The sequence below is a fragment of the Bacillus sp. B1-WWTP-T-0.5-Post-4 genome (assembly GCF_009183795.1).
In the GTDB taxonomy this organism is placed as follows: domain Bacteria; phylum Bacillota; class Bacilli; order Bacillales; family Bacillaceae_G; genus Bacillus_A; species Bacillus_A cereus.
The window spans coordinates 262,348-283,271 of record NZ_WEIJ01000007.1; the positions used below are offsets into that span (position 1 = coordinate 262,348).

Genomic DNA, 20,924 nt, shown 5'->3' on the forward strand with positions numbered 1-20,924 from the left:
ATTTCCATAGGCGGGCTAAATATAATTTTGCACAATTGAGTTATAGCAAAATCATTTATATTGAAAGTAATTAAAATTAACTTATTAATCCTAATACCTTAATAATCTCAATTGTTTTATTATCTTTTATTTTGAAATAAAGCCTTTTCCCTATACGTTCACTAATTACAATATTTCCAGAGGCTAATTTACGCAAATGTTGTACAATCAAATCCTCTGTAATTCTTGTTTGCTTACTTAAATCAGAAACTGACAACGATCCATATGTAATCAATTTATAAACAATTGATAAGCGAGTAGAATTCCCTAATAACCCTAAAACTTTTATACTTTCGGTATAGAAACTAAAATCCATATAAAAAGCATGTAACAGATCTTCCAACCTCCTAAAATAAGATGAATATCAACCAAAATATCTTAACATAAAAATAGTGAAAAACACCCTAAAATATACCAATTATTCATTGAGAAAAATAATACTTGAATGGGAGTCCAATACATATTCTTAGAATTAAAGTGATTCAAGTCGGAGGAAGGCACCTTTGGTGTCTTTTTTTTGTATTTATAACTTTTTTTAGAAAATATTTGAAATATTATACAAATAATTATATCATTATATTGTAATTAATTATAATTACAGAAATATTTAGGGGGATTTTTAATGAAATTAGGAAAATTAGCATTAGCGGGAGCATTAGCACTAGGTGGATTTACAGGATTGGCAGCATTGGACACAAAACCAGCAGCGGCAGCATCAAATGTTCAAGCGACAGTATCATATGACGACTGGGGAATTACAAATACATCTGAATTGTATCAATTTATTCCAGACTTACCGTATGAGTACAAACAACAATTCAATTACAGCTACAAAACAGGAGATTACTTCTCAATTATTGGAGCATATTCTAACTCTTTAGACTCTGATGACCAAATTAAGATTTTCCGAGTAGCAGACAATGGTAGCGGTGAATTAACTCGTTATAAAACAATTAATTGGCATACGGAATCTGCACTCCCAGGTAAAGCAATTTGGGATACTCAAATCACAGATAACTATGACTCAGGGCAATACGTAGCAGTCGCTTATCTGTATGGCAAACATTATAAATCTGGATTCTTTGTTATTAATAAGTAATGCTATACCGTCCTAAGCAAGACGTCATAAACTGCTTACTCTCATCTTAGATACTACAGCGATAGTTTCATACATAAAATACAATTATCAAGTCGGAGGAAGGCACCTTACGGTGTCTTTTTTTTGAATTTATAACTTTTTTTAGAAATTATTTGAAAAAATATACATAATAATATATCATTATATTGTAATTAATTAAATTAAAATATTTAGGGGGATTTTTAATGAAATTAGGAAAATTAGCATTAGTTGGAGTATTAACATTTGGTGGATTTACTGCAGTAGAAATGATTAAACCTACTTCACAAGCCGCAGCAGCTTATGAAGAACCATATTCTGATCCATATAATGATAGTTGGGGATTTTCATCACCAAATAATTTTGAATATCTATCCAAATTTCCAAATGCACACATGGTTAAAAAATCATATAGAACTGGAGATATCTTAAATTACTCTCTTAGCTCAATAAAAGATGACTCAGGAGCTGTTATGAAGATTTTTAAAGTTGAAGCTGGAAAAAAACCTGTACGCTATAGAACAATTTATCCTCAGTTTGATGCTAATTACCAAAACCCTACTTGGTCAACTGTGATTACAGATGTATATACTCCTGGTAGCTATATTGCTGTTATAAAACATGTCAATGATTCAATAGGTTACGGCGTAAGTGATTGGTTTACAATTAATAAATAATAACAATTATCCTTGTAAACACCATCTTTATTGTAATGATAAAGTGGTTCAAGTCACAGGAAGGCACCTTTGGGGTGCCTTTTTGTTTATGGATTTTTTTAGGGAATATTTGAAATATAATACAGTTGATTATATTATTATGTGTGTATGATTTCTGGTTTTAAAAATTACAAAAATTAATAGGGGGAAACAATAATGAAGTTAGGAAAATTAGCATTAATTGGTGCGTTAACTTTTAGCGGTTTTACTGCAATAGAAATGAGTAAGCCTACCTCACAAGCAGCTGCAGCTTACTCAGATCCACTTAATGATGATTGGGGATTTAAAACCATTGTGGATTTACAAAATTCAGAGGAAAGTACATATCAACCAGATTGGAAGATTGGGAATTTAATAACTGGTGATACATTTTACTTAGCACAACACTTTGGTAGAGAACATTTTGGTGCGCAAATGAAAATTTTTAAAATCCACACAAATGGTATCCTAGAACGATTCCAAACAATAGAACCAGAATTTATTCCTGGAACAGAAATTTGGCAAACCCCTATCACAGATAGCTATACAAGTGGTACTTATGTAGCTGCAATTAAATATCGTGGTGAATTCACGTATTCAAATCAATTTACAATCAATTAGGGATGTAATAAATTGAAAAAAGACTCACTTGGGTTTCTTTTCTTCTGTACATTATATCTATTACGTGCTCATTTATTTTTTACGAAACCCACCCTTTTGCTTTGGACGGCGACGAGGAGTGGGTTTTTTGTTATCTTTTTCTAAAATTTGTTTCCTAAAAACATACGCAGAAACTTCACGTACAATGGCTTTCACAAATTCTTTTAGAAGCTCAAACAAAAACTCCATAGGTATATCACCCCCTTTCCTTCCAAATGGAAAGAAGGGATAACCAATCACACTCACAATATACAGTTAATCCTATTTTATTATACTAGTACAATCTCACCAATATAAAAAAGGACCACCATTACTGGCAGTCCTTTTTTGGTAGTTTTAGAAATTAAATTATAACATATTAATATACAAATTAAAAATATACCTTTACAAAAGATACTATAAGTTTTTTATAATTCTTGATTTCTCAATTTTCATTGCATGATGAATTTTTCTATAAGTATTAACAACTAACATTAAAATTATCAATCCACTAAATTATTAGAAAAAACTGGTTATCTATATAATCATTTGGTAAAATATAGATATAATTTAAGAGGGTAAAGTTAATATAGACCAACTAAGTAATGCTAAGAAAATATTTTATTGCATAAAAAAAGGCTCCATTGCTGGAGCACTCAAAATAAACAAACGAATTAAAACAAGAAACAGACAATTTAACTATATAGATAAAACATAAATAAATCTATATATATGTAAAGATGCATATAAAAACTCTATTTATTGATGCTATAATAGGTTTACTCGATGATTGTTATATTTTTTTATGGTTTTTAAGCAATAAATACCTTCTTAACACCAATTGTACAAGTAAAAGAAGACATCTTAAGCGATGTCTTCTTTTCTTATATAATAAAAACACAATAAAATTAAGATGGTTCAAGTGGGAGGAAGGCACCTTTGGGTGTTTTTTCTTTGTCGAATTTGCCTAATAGGGGCAGCACCACATTGCTATCAAGTTAAAAATTTTTTTCACCCAAAACAAAAAAACGAGCTGAATTCACATAAATAACTATGGAAGAAAACAAAAACTTGGGATTAAAGAACTTGTGATGTATGACTATATTGGCTGTTTTTATCCAGAAGGATACATTTGTATTTAATCATGAGGATATTGAAGGAATTATATTTGTAGGTTTTATAGATGAGGAAGAAGAGGTATTTGTAGGATTGCTTAATTGAATAGGATCTAGAAACAGGTAGTCTTCAAATTTTGATAAAACTAGCAATCTCCACGCCGAAATTGGTTAAATTATAAGGGGGAAAAGCTGGTCACGAAAATGATGAAGAGATTACTATTTTTAAATCAGTTGGTTTGGCTGTAGTAGATATTATTGTTGCGAATTATTTGTATGAAAAAGCAGTGGAGCGCGGGATAGAATTGAGTTTTGAGGGACTGCCTTTTGGTGGTCTTTTTTGCATAAAATCTTGTAAAGCAAGAAAAAGTAGAATATTAATATTCTAATATTCAATAGAAAGATAAAACGTTTAAAAGTTCAGAATAATAGATTATAATATGTTTAGTAAAATTAACCAATATATATTTTGCTCATTATGTATTAAAGGGGAAATGAAAATGGCTGGACAAATTCGTATGTCACCAGAGGAGCTTAAATCGAAAGCGGCTCGATATGGACAAGGTGCAAATCAAATTGAGGACATTTTAAGTCAACTACAAAACTTACAAAATGAATTAAGAGGAGAATGGGAAGGTCGTGCTTTTGAAGGTTTTGACCAACAGTTCAATCAATTAAAGCCAAAGGTACAAAACTTTGCACAGCTATTACAAGAGATTAATATGCAGCTTAATAAAACTGCAGAGGCTGTTGCTTCTCATGATGAAGAATTATCACGTAATTTCGGTTTGAAATAAAAATTGTCATACTCTATATAACAAGCATTTCAAATGAGCCATACAGCTTATAGTGTATGGCTCATTTGATTGCATGCCCAGCGAGTGATATTGATAGGGATATATATAATGAGATTTCTTTAATGCATTTGGAAAATTTATAGAAAGGATTTGAAAGAATGGGACAATTTCAAAGTAATTTACAAAAAGCAACACAAATTGCTACGAAAATGGGATTAGCCTCTGATAGGATTCAAAGTGCAACCAGTCGTTCTATAACAAAGGCGACGCGTACAACGTTGTCTGTTAATTTCAAAGCACAAGAAGCGAATCAGCAAGTTTTAGACTTGACGAAACAATTTTCCGCTGCCTTTCAACAAGCGGTTGATAATATTCATTCGGTATCTAATGAATTTGAGAGAATGGATAATGAACTTCACAACACTTTTCGCTAATGTGACAACCTACGTAAAGTAAAATAGTAGGAGGAAAAAGATGAGTCAACATATTGAAAAACAAATTAATCAAGTAAATCAAAAGTTACGAAGTGTATTTGAAGAACAAGACCGAAATCAATCTGCGATTCAAAAATAGGAAAAAGTAGAAGAAGATTTTCATGTATGGAAGAATCAAAACCATCGTTTGTTTGATCGTATTTTAGGAACTTGGCATAAAGATAGAGAAATGTCATTGTTTTTTATGGATATTCGTCAAGAAGCACAATACATCGAACGAAAACTTACATTTGAATTGGAAAGCCAAAAAGAAACATTGTTTAAAGAGAAACGAGATCTTAGTGATTTAGAAAATGATCTTTCATATCAGCAACAACAATTAGTAAAGGAGGCTAATTCATGAGTTTAAATATGTATTTGGGAGAAGTACAAAACCAAACTCAAAGTATGAATGCTGTATGTACGGCCACCATTCAAGGTATGGAACAAGCAATTCAGTCGATTGATGCTTTTGCAACTGATACTGTGTTACAGGGGCAAACATATAGCAGTGCAAAAGCATTTTTTGTACAAACTTTTCGACCTTTGGCACAAGGAATTATTTATTTGTGTGAAGAATTAATCCGTCAGAATGGTGCTTTTCCAAGTCAATTTCAATCACAAGTCGCTTCCACAGATGTAATTGAACAAGAGATATTAGAACAAATTCGGGAAATTGACCGAATGAAAACAAGTATGGAAGCTGTCAATCAAGCTATGCCAATGCCGGGTATGGATGCTATGGTAAATCTTTTTATTGTTATGAGGCAAAAACTGCAAGAAAAGCTGGATCATTTGTATCAATTCAATCAGAACTCTAGTAATAATTATAGTACAGCACTTCAATTAGCAACTAGTATTGCTGCAGGTCTTGCGGAAGTTCAAAGTGGGAAGGGATTTAGTGTTGTCAGCGGTACATTTAGTACGCAAGGATTGAATATGGATTGGACGGGGCCTATTCAAACAATTACAGAAGATAAAGCTCGTGAAGTTGAAAGGTTAAATAAGGATTCTGAATCTGGTGAAGTAGACAAAAAAGAGTCATTTTTAGGTATGACTGGATTCAATTGGAATGCACCATTGGATGGAGCGGGGAATACATTCGGAACACTTACAGGTGCAGTTGTAGTAGGGAATACAGCTCATAAAGTAATTAATGGTTATAAGGTAACATACGATTTGGACAGAAGAGCACAACGCGTCCTTGTAAGAGAATATTCCGGTTTTAAGGGCAATAAAAAAATTAATGGAAAGTATAGGGATTATAAGATTTATTATGTAGATGATGTCGCGGCAAAAATGAAAAATGGAACTGCTAGCAAGACGATAAAAGAAATAGATGCTCTTATAAAAAATGGAAGTGCGCTAAGTGCGTCTAAAATGGCTTTAAAGGATAAACTTGGATGGTTTAGTGTGGCTATAGACTCATATACGGATACAAGTGAGAATATCAAAAATAATGAATCAAATGATAAAATCGCCGGGGATATTATTGGTAATGTTGTTGTAGGAGGAGCAGTAACCGTAGGGGCAACGGCTCTTACAGTTGCTGCCCTCCCAGCAGCACCAGTTCTGGCGGTTGCGGCAGCTGGATTTGCTGTTTCAGTAGGACTAACATATTTTACAGAAGGTGTGAAATGGGATGTTGATTTAGATGGTGATGGTGAAGATGATAGTATTAAAGATATGGTGAAAACGGGTGCGAAAAAAACTTGGTCAACAGTAGCGGGGTGGTTTAATTAATATGAAAAAAATTATAGATTTTAATAAGAAAGCTTTTGCACATTATATGGCTCTTTATCCTGTAAATGAAATAAGATTCCAAATAATTGCCCTTGTTCTTGTGGGAGCGGACATATTTATTCTGTTGCCCGCTTTTGCGAATCCTTTTCGATTACTCTATGTATATATAGTAACTCCTCCAGTTGTTTTTTTAAATTTGTGGGGGATATGGATTGCTATCAATCCTCGGAAACGACAATTACAATACACCCTATTTCGAGGAGTATATGGCGCCATATGTTCAGTCGGATTATTGGTTATAACTCAAAAATATGCTTATGAAGTGTTACAATTACAAACTCCCATCTATTTTATTCTTTCATTTGGTTTGTATGGTTTTGCTTTGTATTATTTTTATAAAAATCATATTGAAAAACTTCAGGAACCAAGAAAAAAATCAAAATCATCGAAAGGAACTGGTGGTGTAAAAGTAGCAGCTATTGCAGCGGGATCGGGGCAGTTAATTGCTAATATAATTCTTAGCATTGCAACACAACAGATGGGGGCAATTGTATTTATGTCTGCATGCACAGTGTTTTCGTTTGTTTTGTTTTATATGATTATAGAACTCCATAAGTATTATTATTTACGGAAGCATATAGAAGATGGAGGGAAAATACGTATAGGCTTTTAAAGAGGATTTGTTGCATTTCAAGTATATAATCGCATTCTTCTTCTAGTTGGTTAAAGGATAGAAAAAATAGGAGGGAGAGTTAATCTCATGAATGTGGAATTACATTTAGATAGCAGAGATATCTTTTTTCTATTTTGGGTGATAGGGATAAATAATACTTAATCGAAAACGACAGGATGGTGCAAGTGAGATTCTGCGCTATTTAAATAATCTTTGAAAAATATATCAGCCGTATAAGAAAGGGCGGACAATTATGCAATTTTCTAAAGAAAAGCTGTTACCAAATGGCTCTATTGTTCTGTTAAAAGGAGGGACAAAAAAGGTTGTAATTTACGGGAGAAAACAACTACTTATGGTTGAAGAACCGGTTATGTATGACTACATAGGCTGTTTTTATCCAGAAGGATATATTGATCCTGATTATACATTTGTATTTAATCAGGATGCTATTGAAGAAATTATATTTGTAGGTTTTATAGATGAGGAAGAAGAGGCATTTGTAGGATTGCTTAATTGAATAGGATCTAGAAACAGGTGATCTTCAAATTTTGATAAAACTAGCAATCTCCACGCCGAAATTGGTTAAATTATAAGGGGGAAAAGCTGGTCACGAAAATGATGAAGAGATTACTATTTTCAAATCAGTTGGTTTGGCTGTAGTAGATACTATCGTTGCGAATTATTTGTATGAGAAAGTAGTGGAGCGCGGGATGGGATTGAGTTTTGAGGGACTGCCTTTTGGTGGTCTTTTTTGCATAAAATCTTGTAAAGTAAGAAAAAGTTGAATATTAATATTCTAATATTCAATAGAAAGATAAAATGTTTTAAAGTTCAAAATAATACATTATAATATATTTAGTAAAATTAACCAATTTATATTTTGCTCATTATGTATTAAAGGGGAAATGAAAATGGCTGGACAAATTCGTATGTCACCAGAGGAGCTTAAATCGAAAGCAGCTCAATATGGACAAGGTGCAAATCAAATTGAGGACATTTTAAGTCAACTACAAAATTTGCAAAATGAATTAAGAGGAGAATGGGAAGGTCGTGCTTTCGAAGGTTTTGATCAACAGTTCAATCAATTAAAGCCAAAAGTACAAAACTTCGCACAGCTATTACAAGAAATTAATATGCAGCTTAATAAAACTGCAGAAGCTGTTGCTTCTCATGATGAAGAATTATCACGTAATTTCGGTTTGAAATAAAAATTGTCATACTCTATATAACAGGCATTTCAAATGAGCCATACAGCTTATAGTGTATGGCTCATTTGATTGCATGCCCAACTTAGCTGGACACACGTTTAAAAAGAGTGATATTAATAGGGAATTTTCATATATTTATTGGGATTTTTTTGGCATCTTCTGAAAATTAGAGAAAGGATTTGAGTGATGGGACAATTTCAAAGTAATTTTCAAACGGCACAACAAATTGCTACGCAGATGAGAACAGCTTCGAATATAATCCAAAGTGCAACAAATCGTTCTATAACAAAGGCGACGCGTACAACACTATCTGTTAATTCCAAAGCACAAGAAGCGAATCAACAAATGTTAGATTTTACGAAACAATTTTCCACTGCCTTTCAACAAGCGGTCGATAATATTCATTCAGTAGCCCAAGAGTTTGAGAGAATGGATAACGAACTTCACAACACTTTTCGCTAATGTGACAACCTACGTAAAGGTAAAATAGTAGGAGGAATATAATGAGTCAAGATATTGAAAAACAAATCAATCAAGTAAATCAAAAGTTAAGAAGTGTATTTGAAGAACAAGACCGAAATCAATCCGCGATTCACATTCAGGAGCAAGTGGAAGCAGATTTTTATGAATGGAGAGGTCGAAACCATCGTTTGTTTGATCGAATTTTAGGAACTTGGCATGGTGATAGAGAAATGTCTCAATTTTTTATGAATACATATCAAGAGGCACAACATATTGAACGAAAAGTCACATTTGAATTAGAAAACCAAAAAGAAACGTTGCTTAAAGAAAGACGAAACCTTAGTGATTTAGAAAACGACCTTTCCTATCAACAACAACAATTAGCGAGGGAGGTCAATGCATGAGCTTAAATATGTATTTAGGAGAAGTACAAGGCCAAACTCAAAGTATGAATGCTGTATGTAACGCTACTATTCAAGGTATGGAACAAGTCATTCAGTCAATTGATGCCTTTGCAATTGATACTGTTCTACAAGGACAAACTTATAGCAGTGCAAAATCATTTTTTGTACAAACCTTTCGTCCTTTAGCGCAAGGAATCATTTATCTGTGTGAAGAGTTAATTCGCCAGAACGATGCTTTTCCAAGTCAATTTCAATCACAAGTCGCTTCCACAGATGTAATTGAACAAGAAATATTAGAACAAATTCGAGAAATTGACCGAATGAAAGCAAGTATGGAAGCCATCAGTCAAGCTATGCCAATCCCAGGTATGGACGCTATGGCGAATCTTTTTACTGTGATGAGGAAAAAACTGCAAGAAAAGCTGGATCATTTGTATCAATTCAATCAGACCTCTAGTAATAATTATAGTACAGCACTTCAATTAGCAGCTAGTATTGCTGCAGGTCTTGCAGAAGTTCAAAGTGGAAAAGGCTTTAGTCCTGCAAGTGGTACATTTAGTACGCAAGGGTTGAATATGGAATGGACAACTTCTATTCAGGCGATTAATGAAGATAGGAAGCGTCAGGCCGATAATCATTTAAATGGTAGTTCAATTGAAGAAGGAACAATGTGTGGTCCGTTAAATAGTGAGAAAAAAGATGAATCTTTACTAGATACGTTTAAACATGGTGTCGAAGATATTTATGAAGGTGCTTTGGAGTTTATACAAGGCGCTGGCAGTGCAGTAGCTGAAGACTATATTGGACTAACACCACTTGATAATGATAAATTAGAAAGCAAAGCAACTTATCAAGCTGGAAGATTTACTGGACATGTTATATCAACGGCAGGATCTATTGTAGAAATTTTTGAAGGTATTTCAGTCATAGGTGGGGCTAATTTCTTAACACTCGTCGCAGAAGTAGGAAGTGGTGGGTTAGCATCACCAATTGTTCTTCCATTAGATGCAGTTGCTACAGTGGCTGGTGTTGGTGTTGTTGTACATGGTGGATTGGTTTGGGATAAATCGATTCAAAATGCTAAGGATACTCTTCAAAAATTCGAGTCTTCTCCATCTTCTGGTGAGCGTATTAATAAAGTTAAAGAGAATGGTAAACTTAATAAAGAGGAAAATGCTACTAAAGGGATGGATAATACCAGTAATAAAACCAGCGGAGATAATCCAAAAGTAATTGAGGAATTAGAGGGACCTGTTATTGATGGAAAGCGAGTTGGAAGTGGAGAAAAGATTGATAAAGTAAAACCTATTTGGGGAAGAGATGAAAAAGGAAAGCCTATCATAGTAAAAGAGTTTCCTCATGTCCCTAAGGAACATGGCTTTTCTGATATTGTTGATAATTACTCAAGATTTGCTGATGAATTTCCATTAGTGGGAGGAGATCGCATTAGTAGAAGATTTTTCCAAATCGAAGGAAGCAATGGTGGTAAAAAAGGCGTCTTTGAGTGGATTGTTGAACCAAATGGAAATGTAAGTCATAGAAGATTTATTGAAAATGGTACTGTTACAGGGAAACCAAATCAAGTTCCAAAAAAGTAAAAGGAGAATTATATGGATTTAATAGATTTTAAGAACAAAGGTCTTAAGTATGATTGGAAAACTATTTATACCGGTGTAAATAAAAAATATTTCGAACCGAATGTCATTTCTGATTATGCGGTGGAACTAATGGAAGCCGGTGATGATGAAGCTTTTGTTAATGAACTAGCTTGGGGAATAGATTCTAGTGATTTAGATAAAATTTTGTTTGAAATTAAAGATTTCCACTTTCCTAATCTAGAAGAAAATAGTGAAGAATTACAGAATGAGATAAGTAAACTCAGATTCGTTTACTTATCTAAGTTAAAAGAAAAGATTACTGATGAGGATGAACTATTAAATAGAATTGCAGAGTTTTATGATAGACATGATTATCCTGAAGATATGACAAGTTTTATTACTTATATGCCCCAAGATACCCCAACTACGAAGGAAGATTTGTTAAATAGGTTTTATAAATTTTTGGATTCAGAGAAAAAATTTATTGAATAGCTACTTTGCTAGATTCTGAGGGCAAGAAATGAATTTTTTGAAGAACAAGCCTTCTTTAAGGTTGAATATTTCAATGAACCATGTTATCTAGCTTGGAGTAAGTGAAGAGAAAGTTACATATGGAGAATGATCAACAAAAGAGACCTAACATTTGCGGTCTCTTTTGTTGATTTAAATTAAAAAGTATCATTTAAGTGGATGCCCTTTTGTACCTCTTACTTTACATACAAATAGGCTTCAATTGCTGATACATAGTATCTTTTATCCTTGCTGTTATGTACTTTGTATTGTGGCGCTCCATTCACAGTTACCTTTACATCAATGGTAAATCCTAATCTTACCTCTAAAGCACCAACAACATCTTTACCCTGCCAAGAAAGAGATTCATCGAGTTCAGATTAACGAAAAACATAGAATACATAATTTTAACTAGACTTATTATTAACTAGTGTATCCCCACCACCAAGCTCCGCCTCAATCTGCGAAGTTTTCGATGACTCATCCATACGCCAATACGTAATAAAGCTGATCGCGATACATCCAGCTACGTAGAAGTAGAATAGTGATTCCATTCCGATACTCTTTAGCCATAATGCGATGAACTCGGCTGTCCCACCAAATATCGCAACGGTTAGTGCATATGGTAAACCTACGCCAAGTGCGCGAATTTCGGTCGGGAAGAGTTCTGCTTTTACAATTGCGTTAATAGAAGTGTAACCAGTAACGATGATGAGACCGACCATCATGAGTAAAAATGCTACGATTGGTTCTGTCGTTTTTTCCATAAAGAAGAAGATGGGCGCTGTTAGTAATGTTCCGAGAATACCGAATGCCATTAATAGTGGGCGGCGTCCAATTTTATCGGATAATAGCCCTGCAATTGGCTGAAGTACGACGAATATAAGTAGTGCGACAAAGTTAATCCAGCTTACAACTTCTTTCGGAAGGCCGACTGTGTTTACCATGAACTTTTGTAAATATGTTGTGTACGTATAAAATGCAACAGTGCCTCCTAATGTTAGGCCGACTACTGTTAATACTGCTTTCGGATGTTTCATAAGAGCGCGAATGGTTCCTGCGCTTTCACGTTTTTGTGATTTTATGTTTGAGAACTGCTCCGACTCATCCATCGTGCGGCGAAGCCATAATACAGCTACTGCGCCCATCGCTCCAATAATGAATGGAATACGCCATCCCCAAGCTTTCATATCTGGTTCGCTTAGTAATTGCTGAAGAACAATTTGAACGCCTAACGCAACCATCTGTCCAGCAACGAGCGTTACATATTGGAAACTTGAATAAAAACCGCGGCGTCCACTACTAGCCATTTCAGATAAATACGTTGCGGAAGTTCCATACTCTCCGCCGAGTGACAACCCTTGAAGTAAACGAGCAAGAACTAAAATAATTGGTGCCATAATACCGATACTTTCGTAACTCGGTGTACAGGCGATAATTAAAGAACCACCGGCCATAACCGTAATGGAAAGCGTTAATGCTGCCCGGCGTCCATGCCGATCCGCATAACGTCCCATTAATAAACTCCCAATAGGGCGCATTAAAAACCCAACTGCGAAAATAGCTGCTGTGTTCAGTAATTGACTCGTTGGATCTCCTTTAGGAAAGAACTCTGCTGAAAAATAAACAGCGAAAGCAGAGTAAACGTACCAGTCGTACCATTCAATTAAATTGCCGACAGAACCTTTGAAAATATTGCCGGCGACTCGATTAGATTTTGCTTGAGCCATAATAATTCCTCCTCTTGCTTAGTAATAAAAAGGTATATATGAAAGCGTGTTCATTGTAGTTGAATTGTACTGTCTACGGAATGAAATCTCAATATTACGACAATTTTATTCTTTTTGTACTTTATGTACACGGAGAATTTTAATAGTTGCTTCATTACTAGTTTTGTCATAATAATAGAAAAAGGAGATTGATAGTTTTGAATATTTTATCAAAGGGTATGGTGTATGAAGAAATCACGTAAGGTATCATTGCAAACGAAAATAGTGAGCTTAATTATTACGTTAATTTTATTTGTCGTTCTCCTATTAGCGGGAATATTTGTTTACATTCAGTCCGTTGATACGAAGCGCCAAGTAGAACAGTTAGCGCTGCAAACGGCTAAATCTCTTTCTTTTATGCCAGCTATAAAAGAAGCTTTTCAAAATAACGAGCATAAAAGTACCATTCAATCTATTGCGGAACAAGTTCGAGAGCAAGCTGATGCAGATTATGTCATTATAGAAGATCGCTTTGGGGTTATGTATTCCCATTCTAATTCGGATTTAATTGGCACAAAGAGTACCAATCCATATAACTATGAAGCACTCACTTTTGGTGGCTATTATACGCTTGAAGGAAATGGTGAAAGTGGTCCGGCTTTAATGGCGAAAGCACCCATTATTGTTCATAACGGAGACTACAATCAAGTCGTAGGTGTTGTGACAGTAGAGTTTCTAATAAAAGGTATTCAATCTAACATATTGAGTAGAACGAAAGAAATTATCCTCTTTTCCTTAGGTGTATTACTAGCTGGAATTGTTGGCGGCATTCTTTTAGCACGTAGTATTCGTAAAGATACACTCGGTTTAGAGCCGAATGAAATCGCAGCGCTATACCGGGAACGAAGTGCGATACTACTATCTATAAAAGAAGGGATTATCGCTATTGATCAAAACGGTTTTATTACAATGATGAACACCTCAGCAGAAGAAATGCTTCATGTAAATGGTGATTATATGCAGCAGCACATTTCAAAAGTTTTACCGGAATTTAATATGGAGAGAGTGTTAGAAAGCGATCAAGAAATCGCGTTTCAAGATAAAGTGTTTATTTTAAACATGACACCGATACTTGAAAATAACAGTACGGTAGGGGTTGTATGTAGTTTTAGAGATAAAACAGAACTGCAAAACTTAGTGAATACGATATCTGAGGTAAGAAAGTATTCTGAGGATTTACGCGCTCAAACACATGAATTTACAAATAAACTTTTCGTCTTATCAGGATTACTTCAGTTAGGGCACTACAAAGAAGCGATTGAATTTATCCAACAAGAATCTAATATTCATCAAAGCCAAAATCATATTTTATTCCATCAAATTCACGATGCGAAAGTACAAGCTATTTTATTAGGAAAACTCGGAACAGCGTCTGAAAAGAAAATTGATTTTCATATTGAAGGAGATAGCGCGCTTCATCCGTTACCAGACCATATAAAAGTGTCGCATCTTATTACGATCCTTGGAAACATAATTGATAATGCATTTGATGCGGTGAATGAACGAGAGGAAAAGAGAGTTTCCTTCTTTGTTACGGATATTGGGCACGATATTGTGTTTGAAGTGATAGATAGCGGGATAGGGATACCGGCAGAAAAAATAACGACCATTTTTCAAAAAGGATTTTCAACGAAAGGAAATAATCGGGGTTACGGGCTAGCGAATGTGAAAGAAATGGTAGATCTACTAGAGGGAACAATTGAAATTCAAAACGAGAAAAATGGGGGAGCTATTTTTACAATTTACCTTCCGAAAACATTGAAAGAAAGTACATGACAAACAGGGGGATGGACATATGTTGAAGGTTGCAATTGCAGAAGATGATTTCCGCGTCGCGCAAATTCAAGAGGAGTTTTTATTAAAAATAAAGGATGTAATAGTAATCGGAAAAGCATTGAACGCGAAAGAAACGATGGAACTACTACAAAAGGAAGAAATCGATTTACTTCTATTAGATAATTACTTACCAGATGGAATTGGTACAGATTTATTACCACAAATCCATGCTGACTTTCCAAATGTTGATGTCATTATGGTAACAGCGGCGAATGAAAACTATATGTTAGAAAAAGCAATTCGAAACGGCGTAAGTAACTACCTTATAAAACCAGTCACGTTAGAAAAATTTGTTCGCACAATTGAAGATTATAAAAGAAAGAAGCAACTATTACATAGTAACAATGAAATAAATCAAGCACTCATCGATAACTTCTTCGGGACTTCGCAAACACAAGACATAAAAAACTTACCGACAGGTGTTGATCCGTTAACACTGCAAAAAGTGAAAGGGATTATAAAAGGATTCGAAGAGGGCATTACAATAGAAGAAATGGGCGAACAAATGGGGGCCTCCAGAACAACCGCAAGAAGATATTTAGAATACTTAGTAGCGACAAACGAATGCACAGTAGAGTACACATACGGCATTATCGGACGACCAGAACGAAAGTACCGAATAGGACGAGGACTATGAAAAAACGATTATTACTATGTATATGGATCATGACAGGAGTAATAGCTGGTTGTTCCTCGGAAAAATCCCATACGAATAAAGTGAACATCGACAAATTAGAAATCGTTGCACCGAACGTTCCAGGAGCAGGATGGGACTTAACGGCACGAGCGATGCAAAAAACACTAACGGAAGAAAAAATCTTCACAAAACCAATCACTGTCACAAACAAAGTAGGCGGCAGCGGTGATGTCGGTTGGAAATATACGAAACAAAAAGGTGGTCACGTACTCGCGATCAACTCAAGCTTACTCATAACGAACAACCTACTAGGCCACAGTAAACTAACATACAAAGATTTCACACCACTCGCAACATTAGCATCGGACTGGGAAGTCGTTGTCGTATCACAAGACTCAAACATAGAAAATGCAAACGAACTAATGGAACAACTAAAACAAAACAAGAAAAACTTCAAAATCGGCGTTGCCCCCGGCCTAGGAAACGACGATCACCTATCCTTCGTACAAGTAAGCAAAGCATTCGGCATAAACCCTGCCGAGCTACAATTCTTCGTCTACGAAAACAAAGAAAAAATCATAAACGCCCTAACGAACAAACAAATAGGCGCCGCAACCATGACCCTATCCGAAGCCGAAAAACAATACAAAGCCGGCAAAATAAAAATACTAGCCGTATCCGCACCAAAACGCCTAGACCGACTACCAGAAATCCCAACATGGAAAGAACAAGGAATCAACGTCATCTTCCAGCACTGGAAAGGCATTATGGGCCCAAAAGATATGACGGAGGAAGAGGTTGCTTATTGGGATGATGTGATTAAGAGGATGGTTGAGAGTGATAGTTGGAAGGGGATTTTGAGGGAGCGGGGTTGGGAGGGATTTTATAAGGGGAGTGGGGAGAGTAGGGTGTTTTTGGAGGAGAGTGATGAGTGGTATGGAGAGATGGTTGGTGGAGATAGAGGAGATAAGTAATTTTAGTGCTTTGTACTTATAAAATATCGATATCATTCTTAGTATATGCATTTATATAAATATTTCCCTTTATAAAAATAATGCGTTATTATAATTTTATAAGTTGAGATAGAAAGGGAAATAAAATGGATGTTAATAATATAGAGTTACCAGAATCACTAAAAGAAGTACTTTGGGACGGGTGGATACTCCTTGGTGTCATATTTATTATATGTACTCTGCTTGTAATTATTAGATCTTATATACCAGATGATATTCTACCTATAATTAAAGGTGCTATAGCATTAGTTATTTTAGGTGGGATATTTTATCTAGGTTATTAAAATAATTATTATAGTTTATGAGTGAAAAGGAGTTAAGATGGCTAAGCGAAAGAAAAAGCAAGATGAATCAATACTGGGATCTTTACTAGTTATTACGTTTTTCGGGGTGTTGTGGAAACCGGAATTTTTAGTACCAATAGTAATGGTATCGGCAGCAATTATATTATTATATATGTATGTGAATGTAAAAAAGCTAAGAGAACTTCGGCAATCAGGAATTTATGATATTGATAAGATGAGCGGACACCAGTTTGAAAAATATTTAGGAAGTCTATTTCCAGCTTTGGGTTATAAAACAGAGATTACTAAAGCATCTAACGATTTTGGTGCAGATTTAATTTTGAGAAAAAATGATAAAAGAATTATTGTACAGGCAAAACGCTATAAGAATAACGTTGGAATTAAATCTGTTCAGGAGATTGTTAGTGCAAAAGAATTTTATAAAGCTGATGAAACATGGGTTGTTACAAATAGTGAATTTACAGCTGCAGCATACAAACTCGCTAAAGTGAATCGAGTTGTATTAATTAATCGAGAGAAACTTATTAAGTTAATTAGTCAGGGCAAACGAGAAAAGAGAAATTAGTGATACAAAAGGTCAGGTATAGACTTATGGAAAAGGCACTATGAAAAGTGTCTTTTTGTTTTGGATATATAAAAATAATCCAGAAAACTTATATTTTAGTATATAATTTAAAATGAGAATGGCGTGTAATAATATTTTTAATAGTAAAAGAGAACTTTTGAACATTTTTTATTATTACAACTTATTTGTTTATATATATATTTAATTTATATGAATGACAAACACGCATAATATGAAAAAAGAGGGGATTCTTGTGGGTTTACACATTATACCGAATGATTTACCGAGCTTAACTCCAGGTGAGAGAAAAGTACTTGAAAAGGTTCGGTCTTTATATAAAGATGTGCAAAGAGAAGCGTATTTATATATTCAGCCAAGAATTAGACATTTAGAACCTGATTTTATTTTAATTGATTCACAAAGAGGGGTAACAATCTTTGAAGTGAAGGATTGGGAACTTTCTTACATTAGTAGAGCGGATAGAAGAAAAATAGATTTAGCAGATGGGAAACAGGTAGATAATCCGTTTTGTAAAGCTAACTTATACCATACTGCAGCACAGAGATTATTTAGTTTGCCAGATGTTTTAAAAAATGAACGGAACGAATTAAAGTTTAAATTACATACTAACGTTATATTTCCGTATCTTCATTCTAATAAAATTGAAGAGAGTGGATTAGATCAAGTATTTAATCAGCCACCAGCACAGTGTATTTCATCTGATATGTTAAGTACAGTAAATATAAATCAATTATTTAAAAATGAATTTAGTTTCGTAGAAGAAGATGAAATTATTGCAATACGAACGCTATTATTCCCAGAAATTAAGGTTAGTTGTAGCGATAATCAAATTAGTACAAACGAATTAATTACAGCACTAGATGCAGAGCAAGAGCGTTTCGCGAAGCGTGTACCGTACGGTCACTATATGGTAACTGGAGTTCCGGGTAGTGGGAAAACGGTTTTATTGCTAGCTCGTGCAATTCATCTAGTACGTGAACATCCAGAGTGGAAAATAAAAATATTAACGTATAATAGATCGTTAAAAACAAAAATTGAGAACAAATTGAATTCTTTAGCAGCTGATCTTGCTTTTATGAATGTGCGCTTGGAGAATATAGATGTTAGCACTTTTCATAAATTTGCGCTAGATACAGCAAGTATATGTGTACCCAAAAAAAATACAGTGAAGTGGTGGAATGAAGAATTGCCGGAAGTAGCTATACAGCGAGCTCAATCATCATATGATGCTGTTTTAGTGGACGAATACCAAGACTTTCTAGATGATTGGATTCGATTATGTGTGAAGTCTTGTAAAGAACATGCGTATGTTAATAACCAAAAGGAAACTGTTACTGGGATAAATTTATTTTTAGCAGGAGATAGACTCCAGAGCATCTATAACAACTCAGATCATAGTTGGAAGAGCTTAGGTATTGATATGCGCGGGAGAAGTTCTTTATTAAAGAAATCTTATCGTGCCGGTAGTCAACATATAGATTTAGCCCTTAATTTCTTGAAACAAGAAAAGAAATTGGAAGAGGAAGTAAATAAATTTTATTGTCCAATGAGCGAACTATCTTTTGAGAATGAAATGAAAGATGGAGTTAGTTTTATTGAAGGATCATATGAAGATATTAGTAATAAAGTTTACGAGCTTATTAAGCGCAAGGGCTATAAGCCAGAAGATATATTAATTTTGTGTAGAGAAGGAAAAGATTGTGAGAATATACAAAAGAAATTAAATCGTGAGATACGTCAAAAAGTAAAAGTTACAAAAAATATTACTGAAGGACATTTAATTATAACAACATATCATTCATCAAAAGGTCTTGAGGCACCAATTGTCTTTTTAGTTGATGTGGACAAGTTTGAAAGAATGGAGCTTGAACAAAATGATATTAAACTACGTAAGCTATTATATGTAGGCATGACAAGATCATCTGAGCATTTATACATTCATGCTGGAAGTTATGATAAACCTTCCTTTGGACAAGTATTAAGGAACGAAATATCTTGAGGGTATCCGTGAAAATCTAAAGAGGAGTATAATTGAACTGAATGTTAAAACATTAAAGGTGTAGGACGGGGGAATTATGATGATACATACTTTAGTAAGGGGACAAAAGATAGATGTTACAAAGAATCATCCAGAGATGAAAGGGTTACTGGTAGATTTAACTTGGAATGCCCCGATGAATATGGATGTAGATGCATCAGCTTTTTTAGTAGGTTTTAATGGGAAAATTACTAAAGAAGAGGATTTCGTTTTTTATGGACAACCTTATTCTAGTTGTCGATCTGTTCAATTAAATCAAAGTATCGCAAATGGAAGTAAACAAAGATTTTCGATAGATTTTACTCATATAAAAGATGAGGTACAAAAGGTTGTATTTTCGATTACAATTCATAATGCTGAAGAGAAGAAACAGGCGCTACGAGATGTTTCCCATATTCAATTGAAAATAAACAACGCACAATCAGGATTAGAAATTATTCATTTTCCTATCACGTATGCATTTACAGATGAAAGTGCCATTATTGTTGGAGAGCTGTATCGACATGGGGGAGGATGGAAATTCAATCCTATTGGAGCTGGCTATTTTGGTGGGTTAGCTGCATTATGTAAAAATTTTGGGATAGAAATCGCAGATGATGAAAAACAAACTGTTCCCCCTGTAGAGAAGAAAATAGTTCCTACTCCGCCTCCAGTACAAACAACTATTAATGTAGTGAAGGTTGAATTGAAGAAAAAACAATCTATAAATATACAAAAATCTAAAATAGTAACAGCTACTTTAGAATGGGAAACAAATAAAGATTTAGACTTATACTGTTTTTACGTAACAACGAATGGAGAAATAGGAAAGGTTTATTATAAAAATCTAGGTTCGTCTAAAGTTTCACCGTATATTGTGTTAGATGGGGATTCGCAAGAGCCAGGAAAAGAAACAATTCGTATTTATCGACCAGAAGCTTTGAAATATGTTTTATTTGCTGCGTATAGTGCTGTAGGCAATGGGGTAGGTAGTTTTTATTCTATGAGGGCAAAAGCTGTTGTCGATAATCATTTGGGAAGCATTGTAACAGCACCGTTATTAGAAATAAATGACCATGCTTATTGGGTGTGTATTGCTCATATTGATTTCACGAATTCAAATGAGATGAAAATTTCACATGTAGAAAGCTACTCAAAAGACCATTCAGAGGCTTCACCACTCTTGTACGAGAATGGAAAATTCCGAATGGATGTTGGGCCGATCGAATTTAAAAATGAAGAGGATTATCAGAAGTATTTTAAATAATAGAGTAGAAAATCATACATC

At 34.3% G+C, this 20,924-nt stretch carries 22 protein-coding genes and 5 pseudogenes; 23 read left to right on the forward strand and 4 right to left on the reverse strand.

The window, feature by feature from the left end:
- Nucleotides 1–76: 76 nt before the first annotated feature.
- Nucleotides 77–355: an ArsR/SmtB family transcription factor gene (locus tag GBN91_RS21675; protein WP_152122325.1), complete on the reverse strand. Its 279-nt coding sequence runs from the start codon at nucleotides 353–355 to the stop codon at nucleotides 77–79.
- Between the two features lie 306 nt (nucleotides 356–661).
- Here GBN91_RS21675 and GBN91_RS21680 point away from each other — a divergent pair, with 306 nt between their 5' ends.
- The 3 genes from GBN91_RS21680 (at nucleotide 662) to GBN91_RS21690 (ending at nucleotide 2,472) form a co-directional block, all read left to right on the forward strand.
- Nucleotides 662–1,138, forward strand: coding sequence for a DUF5065 family protein (locus GBN91_RS21680; RefSeq protein ID WP_061660559.1), 477 nt, complete (start codon nucleotides 662–664; stop codon nucleotides 1,136–1,138).
- A 224-nt stretch (nucleotides 1,139–1,362) separates the two neighbouring features.
- Nucleotides 1,363–1,833 carry a DUF5065 family protein gene (locus GBN91_RS21685; RefSeq protein WP_000765904.1) on the forward strand — a complete coding sequence of 157 codons (471 nt, stop codon included), beginning with the start codon at nucleotides 1,363–1,365 and terminating at the stop codon, nucleotides 1,831–1,833.
- Between the two features lie 195 nt (nucleotides 1,834–2,028).
- Complete coding sequence (locus GBN91_RS21690; RefSeq protein WP_016121981.1) at nucleotides 2,029–2,472, forward strand: DUF5065 family protein; 444 nt, start codon at nucleotides 2,029–2,031, stop codon at nucleotides 2,470–2,472.
- 72 nt (nucleotides 2,473–2,544) lie between these two features.
- Here the strand turns inward: GBN91_RS21690 and GBN91_RS28975 are convergent, their stop codons facing one another.
- Nucleotides 2,545–2,700 carry a hypothetical protein gene (locus tag GBN91_RS28975; RefSeq protein ID WP_000394762.1) on the reverse strand — a complete coding sequence of 52 codons (156 nt, stop codon included), beginning with the start codon at nucleotides 2,698–2,700 and terminating at the stop codon, nucleotides 2,545–2,547.
- Between the two features lie 842 nt (nucleotides 2,701–3,542).
- On the opposite strand from GBN91_RS28975, the pseudogene GBN91_RS21695 reads away from it, so the two are divergent.
- From GBN91_RS21695 to GBN91_RS21760, 14 genes and pseudogenes are all read left to right on the forward strand, one after another.
- Nucleotides 3,543–3,711, forward strand: a pseudogene (locus GBN91_RS21695) (DUF4176 domain-containing protein); the annotation flags it as partial.
- Nucleotides 3,712–3,787: 76 nt separating this feature from the next.
- Nucleotides 3,788–3,907: pseudogene (locus GBN91_RS29605) on the forward strand (ornithine cyclodeaminase family protein); the annotation flags it as partial.
- A gap of 198 nt (nucleotides 3,908–4,105) precedes the next feature.
- Nucleotides 4,106–4,402: a WXG100 family type VII secretion target gene (locus GBN91_RS21705; RefSeq protein ID WP_000918591.1), complete on the forward strand. Its 297-nt coding sequence runs from the start codon at nucleotides 4,106–4,108 to the stop codon at nucleotides 4,400–4,402.
- 158 nt (nucleotides 4,403–4,560) lie between these two features.
- A complete protein-coding gene (locus GBN91_RS21710) occupies nucleotides 4,561–4,836 on the forward strand; it encodes a TIGR04197 family type VII secretion effector (RefSeq protein ID WP_006923578.1) in 276 nt (91 codons plus the stop codon).
- Nucleotides 4,837–4,876: 40 nt separating this feature from the next.
- Nucleotides 4,877–5,239: pseudogene (locus GBN91_RS21715) on the forward strand (DUF3958 family protein).
- Nucleotides 5,236–6,618 carry a T7SS effector LXG polymorphic toxin gene (locus GBN91_RS21720; RefSeq protein WP_152122297.1) on the forward strand — a complete coding sequence of 461 codons (1,383 nt, stop codon included), beginning with the start codon at nucleotides 5,236–5,238 and terminating at the stop codon, nucleotides 6,616–6,618. The pseudogene GBN91_RS21715 and the gene GBN91_RS21720 overlap by 4 nt, the downstream one beginning before the upstream one ends.
- A gap of 1 nt (nucleotide 6,619) precedes the next feature.
- The gene (locus GBN91_RS21725; RefSeq protein ID WP_152122299.1) at nucleotides 6,620–7,291 is read left to right on the forward strand and encodes a hypothetical protein; all 672 of its coding nucleotides are present in this window, start codon (nucleotides 6,620–6,622) and stop codon (nucleotides 7,289–7,291) included.
- Nucleotides 7,292–7,544: 253 nt separating this feature from the next.
- A complete protein-coding gene (locus GBN91_RS21730; RefSeq protein ID WP_138101366.1) occupies nucleotides 7,545–7,808 on the forward strand; it encodes a DUF4176 domain-containing protein in 264 nt (87 codons plus the stop codon).
- Between the two features lie 76 nt (nucleotides 7,809–7,884).
- A pseudogene (locus tag GBN91_RS21735) lies at nucleotides 7,885–8,076 on the forward strand (hypothetical protein); the annotation flags it as partial.
- Nucleotides 8,077–8,202: 126 nt separating this feature from the next.
- Nucleotides 8,203–8,499 carry a WXG100 family type VII secretion target gene (locus GBN91_RS21740; protein WP_000918587.1) on the forward strand — a complete coding sequence of 99 codons (297 nt, stop codon included), beginning with the start codon at nucleotides 8,203–8,205 and terminating at the stop codon, nucleotides 8,497–8,499.
- Between the two features lie 186 nt (nucleotides 8,500–8,685).
- Nucleotides 8,686–8,961 (forward strand): TIGR04197 family type VII secretion effector, encoded by a 276-nt coding sequence (locus GBN91_RS21745; RefSeq protein ID WP_000529655.1) that lies wholly within the window; start codon nucleotides 8,686–8,688, stop codon nucleotides 8,959–8,961.
- A 41-nt stretch (nucleotides 8,962–9,002) separates the two neighbouring features.
- Nucleotides 9,003–9,365 carry a DUF3958 family protein gene (locus GBN91_RS21750; RefSeq protein ID WP_000076125.1) on the forward strand — a complete coding sequence of 121 codons (363 nt, stop codon included), beginning with the start codon at nucleotides 9,003–9,005 and terminating at the stop codon, nucleotides 9,363–9,365.
- Nucleotides 9,362–10,963 carry a T7SS effector LXG polymorphic toxin gene (locus tag GBN91_RS21755; protein WP_152122301.1) on the forward strand — a complete coding sequence of 534 codons (1,602 nt, stop codon included), beginning with the start codon at nucleotides 9,362–9,364 and terminating at the stop codon, nucleotides 10,961–10,963. The genes GBN91_RS21750 and GBN91_RS21755 overlap by 4 nt, the downstream gene beginning before the upstream one ends.
- Nucleotides 10,964–10,975: 12 nt before the next feature.
- Nucleotides 10,976–11,455 (forward strand): DUF2247 family protein, encoded by a 480-nt coding sequence (locus GBN91_RS21760; protein ID WP_000364132.1) that lies wholly within the window; start codon nucleotides 10,976–10,978, stop codon nucleotides 11,453–11,455.
- Between the two features lie 215 nt (nucleotides 11,456–11,670).
- On the opposite strand, the pseudogene GBN91_RS29610 reads toward GBN91_RS21760, so the two are convergent.
- Nucleotides 11,671–11,841: pseudogene (locus GBN91_RS29610) on the reverse strand (N-acetylmuramoyl-L-alanine amidase); the annotation flags it as partial.
- A 39-nt stretch (nucleotides 11,842–11,880) separates the two neighbouring features.
- Nucleotides 11,881–13,203 (reverse strand): MFS transporter, encoded by a 1,323-nt coding sequence (locus GBN91_RS21770; protein ID WP_017656890.1) that lies wholly within the window; start codon nucleotides 13,201–13,203, stop codon nucleotides 11,881–11,883.
- A 225-nt stretch (nucleotides 13,204–13,428) separates the two neighbouring features.
- Here GBN91_RS21770 and GBN91_RS21775 point away from each other — a divergent pair, with 225 nt between their 5' ends.
- The 6 genes from GBN91_RS21775 to GBN91_RS21805 all read left to right on the forward strand — a co-directional run bounded on the left by GBN91_RS21775 (nucleotide 13,429) and on the right by GBN91_RS21805 (nucleotide 20,903).
- Complete coding sequence (locus GBN91_RS21775; RefSeq protein ID WP_152122303.1) at nucleotides 13,429–15,018, forward strand: ATP-binding protein; 1,590 nt, start codon at nucleotides 13,429–13,431, stop codon at nucleotides 15,016–15,018.
- A 19-nt stretch (nucleotides 15,019–15,037) separates the two neighbouring features.
- A complete protein-coding gene (locus GBN91_RS21780; RefSeq protein WP_074554157.1) occupies nucleotides 15,038–15,715 on the forward strand; it encodes a response regulator in 678 nt (225 codons plus the stop codon).
- Nucleotides 15,712–16,689, forward strand: coding sequence for a tripartite tricarboxylate transporter substrate binding protein (locus GBN91_RS21785; protein WP_152122305.1), 978 nt, complete (start codon nucleotides 15,712–15,714; stop codon nucleotides 16,687–16,689). The genes GBN91_RS21780 and GBN91_RS21785 overlap by 4 nt, the downstream gene beginning before the upstream one ends.
- Before the next feature lie 360 nt (nucleotides 16,690–17,049).
- Complete coding sequence (locus GBN91_RS21795; RefSeq protein WP_016125572.1) at nucleotides 17,050–17,598, forward strand: restriction endonuclease; 549 nt, start codon at nucleotides 17,050–17,052, stop codon at nucleotides 17,596–17,598.
- A 253-nt stretch (nucleotides 17,599–17,851) separates the two neighbouring features.
- On the forward strand, nucleotides 17,852–19,618 hold the full coding sequence (locus GBN91_RS21800; protein ID WP_152122307.1) for a UvrD-helicase domain-containing protein: 1,767 nt from the start codon (nucleotides 17,852–17,854) through the stop codon (nucleotides 19,616–19,618).
- A gap of 79 nt (nucleotides 19,619–19,697) precedes the next feature.
- Nucleotides 19,698–20,903 (forward strand): TerD family protein, encoded by a 1,206-nt coding sequence (locus GBN91_RS21805; RefSeq protein WP_152122309.1) that lies wholly within the window; start codon nucleotides 19,698–19,700, stop codon nucleotides 20,901–20,903.
- The last annotated feature ends 21 nt before the right edge of the window (nucleotides 20,904–20,924 follow it).

What these genes read in the sequence shown, in the direction of transcription:
- GBN91_RS21675 (WP_152122325.1), bottom strand. Translation starts at nt 355, where the DNA reads ATGGATTTTAGTTTCTATACCGAAAGTATAAAAGTTTTAGGGTTATTA.
- GBN91_RS21680 (WP_061660559.1), top strand. Translation starts at nt 662, where the DNA reads ATGAAATTAGGAAAATTAGCATTAGCGGGAGCATTAGCACTAGGTGGA.
- GBN91_RS21685 (WP_000765904.1), top strand. Translation starts at nt 1,363, where the DNA reads ATGAAATTAGGAAAATTAGCATTAGTTGGAGTATTAACATTTGGTGGA.
- GBN91_RS21690 (WP_016121981.1), top strand. Translation starts at nt 2,029, where the DNA reads ATGAAGTTAGGAAAATTAGCATTAATTGGTGCGTTAACTTTTAGCGGT.
- GBN91_RS28975 (WP_000394762.1), bottom strand. Translation starts at nt 2,700, where the DNA reads ATGGAGTTTTTGTTTGAGCTTCTAAAAGAATTTGTGAAAGCCATTGTA.
- GBN91_RS21705 (WP_000918591.1), top strand. Translation starts at nt 4,106, where the DNA reads ATGGCTGGACAAATTCGTATGTCACCAGAGGAGCTTAAATCGAAAGCG.
- GBN91_RS21710 (WP_006923578.1), top strand. Translation starts at nt 4,561, where the DNA reads ATGGGACAATTTCAAAGTAATTTACAAAAAGCAACACAAATTGCTACG.
- GBN91_RS21720 (WP_152122297.1), top strand. Translation starts at nt 5,236, where the DNA reads ATGAGTTTAAATATGTATTTGGGAGAAGTACAAAACCAAACTCAAAGT.
- GBN91_RS21725 (WP_152122299.1), top strand. Translation starts at nt 6,620, where the DNA reads ATGAAAAAAATTATAGATTTTAATAAGAAAGCTTTTGCACATTATATG.
- GBN91_RS21730 (WP_138101366.1), top strand. Translation starts at nt 7,545, where the DNA reads ATGCAATTTTCTAAAGAAAAGCTGTTACCAAATGGCTCTATTGTTCTG.
- GBN91_RS21740 (WP_000918587.1), top strand. Translation starts at nt 8,203, where the DNA reads ATGGCTGGACAAATTCGTATGTCACCAGAGGAGCTTAAATCGAAAGCA.
- GBN91_RS21745 (WP_000529655.1), top strand. Translation starts at nt 8,686, where the DNA reads ATGGGACAATTTCAAAGTAATTTTCAAACGGCACAACAAATTGCTACG.
- GBN91_RS21750 (WP_000076125.1), top strand. Translation starts at nt 9,003, where the DNA reads ATGAGTCAAGATATTGAAAAACAAATCAATCAAGTAAATCAAAAGTTA.
- GBN91_RS21755 (WP_152122301.1), top strand. Translation starts at nt 9,362, where the DNA reads ATGAGCTTAAATATGTATTTAGGAGAAGTACAAGGCCAAACTCAAAGT.
- GBN91_RS21760 (WP_000364132.1), top strand. Translation starts at nt 10,976, where the DNA reads ATGGATTTAATAGATTTTAAGAACAAAGGTCTTAAGTATGATTGGAAA.
- GBN91_RS21770 (WP_017656890.1), bottom strand. Translation starts at nt 13,203, where the DNA reads ATGGCTCAAGCAAAATCTAATCGAGTCGCCGGCAATATTTTCAAAGGT.
- GBN91_RS21775 (WP_152122303.1), top strand. Translation starts at nt 13,429, where the DNA reads ATGAAGAAATCACGTAAGGTATCATTGCAAACGAAAATAGTGAGCTTA.
- GBN91_RS21780 (WP_074554157.1), top strand. Translation starts at nt 15,038, where the DNA reads ATGTTGAAGGTTGCAATTGCAGAAGATGATTTCCGCGTCGCGCAAATT.
- GBN91_RS21785 (WP_152122305.1), top strand. Translation starts at nt 15,712, where the DNA reads ATGAAAAAACGATTATTACTATGTATATGGATCATGACAGGAGTAATA.
- GBN91_RS21795 (WP_016125572.1), top strand. Translation starts at nt 17,050, where the DNA reads ATGGCTAAGCGAAAGAAAAAGCAAGATGAATCAATACTGGGATCTTTA.
- GBN91_RS21805 (WP_152122309.1), top strand. Translation starts at nt 19,698, where the DNA reads ATGATACATACTTTAGTAAGGGGACAAAAGATAGATGTTACAAAGAAT.